The organism is Nostoc sp. UIC 10607 (genome assembly GCF_047228265.1).
Taxonomy (GTDB): Bacteria; Cyanobacteriota; Cyanobacteriia; order Cyanobacteriales; family Nostocaceae; genus Nostoc; species Nostoc foliaceum_A.
The window spans coordinates 1-7,325 of record NZ_JBIQNW010000128.1; the positions used below are offsets into that span (position 1 = coordinate 1).

The window sequence follows — 7,325 nt, forward strand, 5'->3', positions numbered from 1 at the left end:
TCTCCAAGCTGGATTTATCCCCTTTTCCTGCACCCTCTTGACAAAAGTGCAATCCCTCTAACCTCTCACCGATGCTTCAATTTCCTACAACCGTACCGATAGCCAGCAGCCACAAAGCATTACCATTCAAGGTTATGTTGTCCGTCCTGGATTACACATTCTTACTTACGAGCAACTCAAGTTTCTACGGGAGCAAACACAGCACCATTCTCAGCTTGAACATTTAGTCAGTCAAGGCGTGATTAAGTTGACTGGTTAATAGTCGCCAGCACAAAAATCCTAACTCACTACATCTAATTTCACATTTGCTGGCTGTTGTTGCTCCTTGACAGCACCCAGTGACTCAATAAAAGCGTCAATTGCCTTGGCTGCTGACTGCTTACCTGTTTTCAATTTAGAAAGGATATTTTCGCGTATTGCTGAATAATCTGGTAAGACTTGCTGCTCAACAGAAATAGCCTCTTGCTTTGGTAGGGCAACTCCTCCATCACACTTTTCTATTAAGTCCTTTATCTGAGCGATCGCATCTGCCATCTCTTGCTTAATCACCTGTTTTATCTCTTCCCCATTAGTTGTAGACACAGCTAAAGCATTTACTTCCTGTTTAACTATTTCCTTAATCTCATCACCATTAGATAACGCCAGTCCAGCTTTTGTCTGACCCAGGATTCCCTGGAGCAATCTTGTCGCTGTATGATTCAATGACTCATTTTCGGAAATCTGCATTGCCGATAAAGCTTTGACTTCTGTATCAGTTAGCCCAATTGAAATTGTTACCTTAGCCATACTTTTAAAGCCTGTAAATATTAATCTTGTACATCGTTAGTTCTGGGTTATACCGTTTGCATACAGTTTCTTTGACAGTACTTTTATTGCTTACCACGAATGCTGTATAAAAAACTTATCAATGACCCAATTATTAAACTTTGCCCTGTGAGCAACTTTTACCCTCGATTCTTTAATCTAGCTTCAAGTCAGTCAAGTTGCCACTCATTCAATTCTAATGCACACTTACCTGATATCCATCTTAAAAATGAGGGCAGATGTGCCCTCATGTAAACTTTTAACTTTTAAGTATTGCCCTACATCCGCTATCCTTGCAGTTTTATAACTAGAACTTACTTGTTCGGTTCGCTGCACTGTGTAAAGTCAGCGCAGTCAGAATAGTTTACATCTGCTATAAATACTCAACTTCGACAGCAAAATCACCTGTTGTTACAAATGTATTATAGTAGTAGTAAATTAAACTATGCACCTTTATGCACCTTCTATGGTTTCGTCGAGATTTGCGTTTAACTGATAATGAAATTGTTACCTCTTCATCTGGTAATGATGCAAGGGTTCTGCCATTCTTCATTATTGACCCTTGGTTTTATACCTGGGCTGATGTCGGAGCTGCTAGAGTCCGCTTCTTGTTTGAGTCATTGGAAAATCTCGATTCAAATCTGCAAAAGTTAGGTAGTCGGCTGTACTTATTTGAAGGTAATTCTACAGACATCGTGCAAGCGTTGACTAGGCAGTTAATCATTGCAGGATATAAACCCAAACTTTTTTTTAGCCGTGATGTGCAGGTAGAGTACGGTGTCAGCCGCGATAAAACTATAGTTGATTTCTACAAGCAGTTAAATCTTGATTACCATATTGGACTAAACAACTTTCTGCAATCAGCAGAGCAACGTGACGAGTGGTTTAACGAATACTACACCTATCAAAGACAATCCCAGTATAAAACACCAGCAACTATTAATACACCTCAAATTACACTTAATCTAGCACAGCTAACATTTGAAGAACTTAAACAGAAATACCATCGTTTTTGGGCAGTAGAGAAAGTTTATTTTCCAGGGGGCGAAACACAAGCACAAGCTAAACTAGACTCTTTTCTCAGAAAAAGATACTCTGGCTACCATTGGAAACTTTCTCGCCCAATGCTTTCACAGCTTGGGGCAACATCTCATTTATCACCACACTTAACTTTTGGGACTATTTCAACTCGCACTATTTACCAAAGTACTAAAGCCTTAGCAGAAGAATTAAAAGCTCAACCCAAAGCAGAATTTTCCCTCAAAACATTTCGAGACCGTTTGCGTTGGCATGATAGTTTTACTGGGCGGCTCTATTTCCATCCAGAAATTGCCTACACTAACCGTTATCCAGAATTTGATCAACTATATACCCCATCAGCGTTATCAGGAGCAAAACAAGAATTATTTCAGGCGTGGCAACAAGGAATGACAGGCTTTCCATTGGTTGATGCCAGTATGCGACAACTCAAAACAATGGGTTGGATGAATTTTCGGATGCGGGCAATGTGCGCGACATTCCTAACTATCAATTGTGGGATTTCATGGCATCAGGGAGCTAAACACTACATGAACTATTTAGTAGATGGAGATTTAGCAATTAATAATTGGCAATGGCAGATGCAAGCTGGTGTAACTAATCCACTTAGCGATACTTTTCGCATCTATAATCCGTCAAAGAATATTGCCGAAAAAGACCCTCAAGGAGACTTTATTTACCACTGGATACCAGAACTTAAGGACTACAGTTTACCAGAAATTGAACAGGGGAAATACATTGACATTAGTGCCTATCCTAAACCCATTTTAGATTGGTCAAAGACGCGTAAAGTTAATGGCAAAGTTGTTTCTGACTTACGAAAGCAAACCAAACAGCGATTGTTAAGCCAAGGTGGAGATGAATACAATAATGCAAACGCTGCTAAAATAACAGTTGAGAAATACTGGCAGCATCAAGACAGAGAGTACAAAGAATATCAACAAAAGCTTACTGAGTTGCAGGAATAAAGCATTATCTAGATTTTAAACCAAGCTCCTCTCTCTTTTTACTAAATAAAATCCCCATTTAACAATACTTTGTCGCGTCTTCCCCGCATTCATCTACTAAATACAATAAACATTTATAACGAAGACCGATTATTTGTTCATAGAGAGGATTGATTTTACATAATGGGGGAATGTGAAAAAGTGTCCTCCCTAAAATTGATACAGTTGTTTCAAAATGACAGTGAGATGGAATTAGTTTACATAATAGTCTGGCTAATTTGGGATTATGAATTTCTAATATTTCAACCTGATAACGTATCTGGTTTAATAAACTGTGATTTAAATGGTCTTGCTTAGGTAAATTCATATATCAACTCTCTTTCCCGAAATCTGTTCCTCTAAAATGACAGTTATCTTCAGACAAAAACATCGTAAATTTACGAAACTATTTCTCTTCTTAAAGAAAGCTAATTGAAATCTCAGTAAAATTCCCTAAAATCTAAAATAAGTAAGCAATTGTATTTTATATAACAAATATTACGAGCAAAGCTAGTGTCTAAGGAAGCAGGAGCGTAATCTTTACTTCAAGGGGCTACGCAAATGTTTACGCACCTCTTGCTTCTGTAACGATTACTATTTTCTACTTTGAGTGTTTAGCGTCAAAAATCAAAACTGCGATCGCTTTATGCAACATCTGCAATTCAACAGTCACATTTCCCCTAACATTGCCATATGCTGTCTTGAGAACTTATTGGTTTTGGAATTACGCCCTTCACGCTAGTAGCGATGCCGAAGGCGGCAAGCTACGCGTCGCTCGAATGGGCCAAACCCTATAATTCCAGAGGCGTTACGCTTGATATAAGGAAATAAACTTAGTTAAGATCCCAAAATGTCCTCACCACAAATCCAATCCTACGGTTGTAACAACTCTCTAGACCAGCCTTTATCCACTCTGCCGTCGTGGAAAATCAAATTGCTGTATGACGGCCAATGTCCCTTGTGTCTGCGTGAGGTTAACTTTTTGAAAAAGCGGGACGCGGGTCGAGGGCTGGTGGTGTTTGTAGATATTGCAGCTGATGACTACAATCCCCAAGCAGATGGCGGTGTTGACTATGAAACTGCAATGGGGCGTATTCATGCTGTGTTGCCAGACGGAACGCTAGTTAAAAATGTTGAAGTTTTCCATCGCATTTACGAAATTCTGGGGATGGGTTGGGTCTATGCTGCAACTTCCTTACCAGTTATCGGTGCTATTGCCGACTTCCTATATGGAATTTGGGCTGATTGGCGACTTTTTCTAACAGGACGACCAGATTTAGCGACTATTGTACGAGAGCGTTCTTCTCGACTTGCTTGCAAGACCCAAAGCCGTTGTCGCTTAATGGATGAAGATGACTAAGCCCAGTTTCACAATAAACAATGTCTTACTGCACACTTAATTGAAATTGTGACTCGTGAAGGAGCAAAAACAGTGGAAGCTTTACTACAAAAAACTTGTGTTCTTTATAGTGGTGATTTGCCGTCAGTAACTGAGACTGAAATTGCTGAACTTCAGCCTCAGATACGTAATTGGAAGATGATTGAGGAGAATGGTGAGTCATCCTCCACTCATTGAGGCATTAAAGAAACTCAACTTTCGTCCCTGAGCATCACTTGCTTAATCATGGGAGCTGTTAGCTTGAGATAGTTAACTGTAACGCTTGCATTTGAGGAAAATCACGCTTAATAATTTCGATAGTTTTTCTTTGACTCTCTTGATTTTTAACTATCAGTTGTGCAGTGCCATCCCCCTGAGAACCTACGCCTTTTCCTCCAAAGATATAAGGCTTAAGTGGCTCATGACCGAGAAGCAGATGTAGATTTTTTGCAGTTAATTGATCGGGACAAGCCGGAACTACGTATCGGTCAAATTCCGCTTGGGCTTTTGTCATTAAAGCTCCAAGAAATTGGGCATCTCCAATTTGTATTGCTTCAACTGCTGCCTGGGTAATTTCAGAGCTAATAGAACCAAAATATTTTTGGACATTTTGCTCTATTGAATTAGTAGCGAAAGGATAACACTGATTCAATCGTCTTAGTATTTCTTGTGTGTTTTTGCTCCCGCCGAGATCGACAATCACAAAAAACAAATCCTCACTCACTTTCAATTCGAGTAGGTCGATTTTTTCACCATTAAATATCATCAATATTGGGCGATTTCCATAAGCACAAGCCTGATCCATACGACCACAAAGGCTAGGAGTGGTTCTTTCTCCTTTGTAGGCAAACTCCATTTCTGAACGAATTGTCATCTTCAAGCCATACAGACGATTAAAAGCCCTCGCAATCAGAACGCAAAAGGCAGCACTCGAAGATAATCCCTTTTGGATGGGTAAGTCGGTTAGATAATTATCAACCTCAAGTCCGCCAACATCATAGTGAGTCAGAATTTGATATGCTGTACCAGCAGCATAACTAAAAAAACCACCCTTTGCCGCTATGCATTTCAAGGTATTAGATTCCATAGGTAATCTCAACGGTTCATAACTCCTGCCATCATTGAGAGAAGCACGAATAATTAATTCAGTAGAATTAGGCAAGACATTGGCATAAATTCCTTGATTAGTACCAACAATTAAGGTGTAGCCCTTTTCGAGAAGAGGATTAACACTGCGATATTCTCCTGCCCAGTCAGTGTGTTCTCCAAACAAACAAAGACGGCCTGGAACAAAAATTCTCATTTGAAGTTTCCTGTTCTTAATCGAGGTATATTATCCTGATTGACTTGAATAAACAACACGTTACTCATCACTCCAATTGCCCACATCAGCAGGGCTTTCGGCAATAAGAGAAAGAATCGATGGGAAGCGATGACTACGCTCCGTCTAGCAACCGCCACTTTCTCCATCCCCAGATTTCCTTACTCACTACCCCATCACCAGCAATCACGTTCTGTGGGCCACCAAGGAAGAAGCACCAAAGTCGCGGATGTCATATTTTATAATATTGCTTTATTTAATGTCTTAACTCTTAATCTAAATAAATTCTGGCACAAATGAGCGAAATACTTCTTGTAGTAGATATGCAAAATGGTTTTATGCCTGATAAATGCAGACATATTATTCCTACTGTCATTAAACTAATTGAGCGTTTTTTAGAGGCTGGTAAACTCGTTGAATTCACAAAATTTATCAATACTGCTGACAGTAATTATGTGAAGCTAATTCATTGGTCAAGCTTGATACATGAACCAGAAACGAGCATTATTGATGAACTTCAGCCATATATACATAATATTTTTGATAAACCTTATTACTCTGCATTTACAGAAAGTTTTTCGAGTTTTATTTTGATTAATCAAATCAGCAAAATATATCTTTGTGGAGTTGAAACTGATAGCTGTATTTTCAAGACAGCAATTGACTCTTTTGAGCGCGGTATTGAACCAGTAATTATCGAGGATGCTTGCTTTAGTGCTGGTGGTCAGCAAGCGCATGATGCAGGTATTTTCTTACTCAAACGTAATATCGGAAAAAACCAAATTCAGATGAGTGATCAGGTGATTGAGAAGATGTCATAATCAATCACAATTGGATCGTCCTGACAACTGCCGTAAGTTTGTTCAAAAAATTCTGCCGGCCATCCCAATTCTTCTGGTGTTTTTGGGGGTGCTGATGGTTCTAGCTGTTGATAGGTTACTATCACTTCTATTTCTTTGTCCCTTATTTCCACAAGAATTTCTAAATGTAAGATCCCATCAAACCCTACGTAAGAACGCAATTTGATACTTTGCATTACTGTTTTTTTTCTACTTGCCGATTCATTGCAATTATCTAGCAGATCATTAAGTTAAGGGCGAGACTGGTAAGTTTGCATCAATCTCAATCAAGGTAACTTTGGCATTTTCAACTACGGTATTTCCCAGCAGCGTGTCCTGCATTGCTTCAAATTTAGACTCTGCTATCCCAATCCGTTCATAATGTAAAATCTACATGATAATGCTTTTGTATTACTTCTCCAGATTCAGAATGCTCTACTGCAAGCCAATCTTTATTTTGACCCTCTTCGGCAATCTGACGAGATTTACTGGCTAACTGCTCTATAGATGTAGCAACATGAAGCTATCGGGGAAAACTACCATAATCTTAACTGCGATCGCTGGAGCTACCATCAGCGCTATCTCGATTTTCCAAAGAACTAAGCAGCCATCCATCGCGCTTACCGAAGAATGGATAGCTACTCAAGTGGCAGATGGGGACAGCATCACAGTTCGTCAAACCGATGGTAGCCAAATGTCAGTTGAGCTTTGTGGAATTGATGCCCCGGAAGTGAAACAAGCTGAAGTGCCAGCACAAGCATTAAGCAATGAAGCAAAACAGAAACTACTCAAGCTAATCGCGGCTGCCGATAACCAACTGATGATCGTTCCAGTCGCAAAAGACAGCGATGGGCGTACTGTTGCTGAAGTGATGGCTCACGGACCTGACTTTTCCCGTTAAGTCTCAAAAAGCTTGCTGGTAAAGGATTTAGGAGACAGCACGGTATATACGGTAAAGT

General features: G+C 39.7%; 9 protein-coding genes. 5 read left to right on the forward strand and 4 right to left on the reverse strand.

Annotated features, from left to right (window positions below; translation table 11 throughout):
• Positions 1–279: 279 nt before the first annotated feature.
• Positions 280–786 (reverse strand): hypothetical protein, encoded by a 507-nt coding sequence (locus tag ACEYW6_RS35225; protein ID WP_412983449.1) that lies wholly within the window; start codon positions 784–786, stop codon positions 280–282.
• A 473-nt stretch (positions 787–1,259) separates the two neighbouring features.
• On the opposite strand from ACEYW6_RS35225, the gene ACEYW6_RS35230 reads away from it, so the two are divergent.
• Complete coding sequence (locus ACEYW6_RS35230) at positions 1,260–2,810, forward strand: FAD-binding domain-containing protein (RefSeq protein WP_412983450.1); 1,551 nt, start codon at positions 1,260–1,262, stop codon at positions 2,808–2,810.
• A 58-nt stretch (positions 2,811–2,868) separates the two neighbouring features.
• On the opposite strand, the gene ACEYW6_RS35235 is transcribed toward ACEYW6_RS35230, so the two are convergent.
• Positions 2,869–3,156: a Mo-dependent nitrogenase C-terminal domain-containing protein gene (locus ACEYW6_RS35235; protein WP_412983451.1), complete on the reverse strand. Its 288-nt coding sequence runs from the start codon at positions 3,154–3,156 to the stop codon at positions 2,869–2,871.
• A 522-nt stretch (positions 3,157–3,678) separates the two neighbouring features.
• On the opposite strand from ACEYW6_RS35235, the gene ACEYW6_RS35240 reads away from it, so the two are divergent.
• A complete protein-coding gene (locus ACEYW6_RS35240; RefSeq protein ID WP_412983452.1) occupies positions 3,679–4,188 on the forward strand; it encodes a thiol-disulfide oxidoreductase DCC family protein in 510 nt (169 codons plus the stop codon).
• Between the two features lie 48 nt (positions 4,189–4,236).
• Positions 4,237–4,404: a hypothetical protein gene (locus tag ACEYW6_RS35245; RefSeq protein WP_322701976.1), complete on the forward strand. Its 168-nt coding sequence runs from the start codon at positions 4,237–4,239 to the stop codon at positions 4,402–4,404.
• A gap of 58 nt (positions 4,405–4,462) precedes the next feature.
• On the opposite strand, the gene ACEYW6_RS35250 is transcribed toward ACEYW6_RS35245, so the two are convergent.
• Positions 4,463–5,509, reverse strand: coding sequence for a mevalonate kinase (locus tag ACEYW6_RS35250; protein WP_412983453.1), 1,047 nt, complete (start codon positions 5,507–5,509; stop codon positions 4,463–4,465).
• 314 nt (positions 5,510–5,823) lie between these two features.
• Between ACEYW6_RS35250 and ACEYW6_RS35255 the strand changes: the two genes are divergently transcribed.
• Positions 5,824–6,348 (forward strand): isochorismatase family cysteine hydrolase, encoded by a 525-nt coding sequence (locus ACEYW6_RS35255; RefSeq protein ID WP_412983454.1) that lies wholly within the window; start codon positions 5,824–5,826, stop codon positions 6,346–6,348.
• On the opposite strand, the gene ACEYW6_RS35260 is transcribed toward ACEYW6_RS35255, so the two are convergent.
• Complete coding sequence (locus ACEYW6_RS35260; RefSeq protein ID WP_412983455.1) at positions 6,324–6,563, reverse strand: hypothetical protein; 240 nt, start codon at positions 6,561–6,563, stop codon at positions 6,324–6,326. The two genes, ACEYW6_RS35255 and ACEYW6_RS35260, sit on opposite strands and share 25 nt — an antisense overlap.
• Before the next feature lie 320 nt (positions 6,564–6,883).
• Between ACEYW6_RS35260 and ACEYW6_RS35265 the strand changes: the two genes are divergently transcribed.
• Complete coding sequence (locus ACEYW6_RS35265) at positions 6,884–7,267, forward strand: thermonuclease family protein (protein ID WP_412983456.1); 384 nt, start codon at positions 6,884–6,886, stop codon at positions 7,265–7,267.
• Positions 7,268–7,325: the final 58 nt, after the last annotated feature.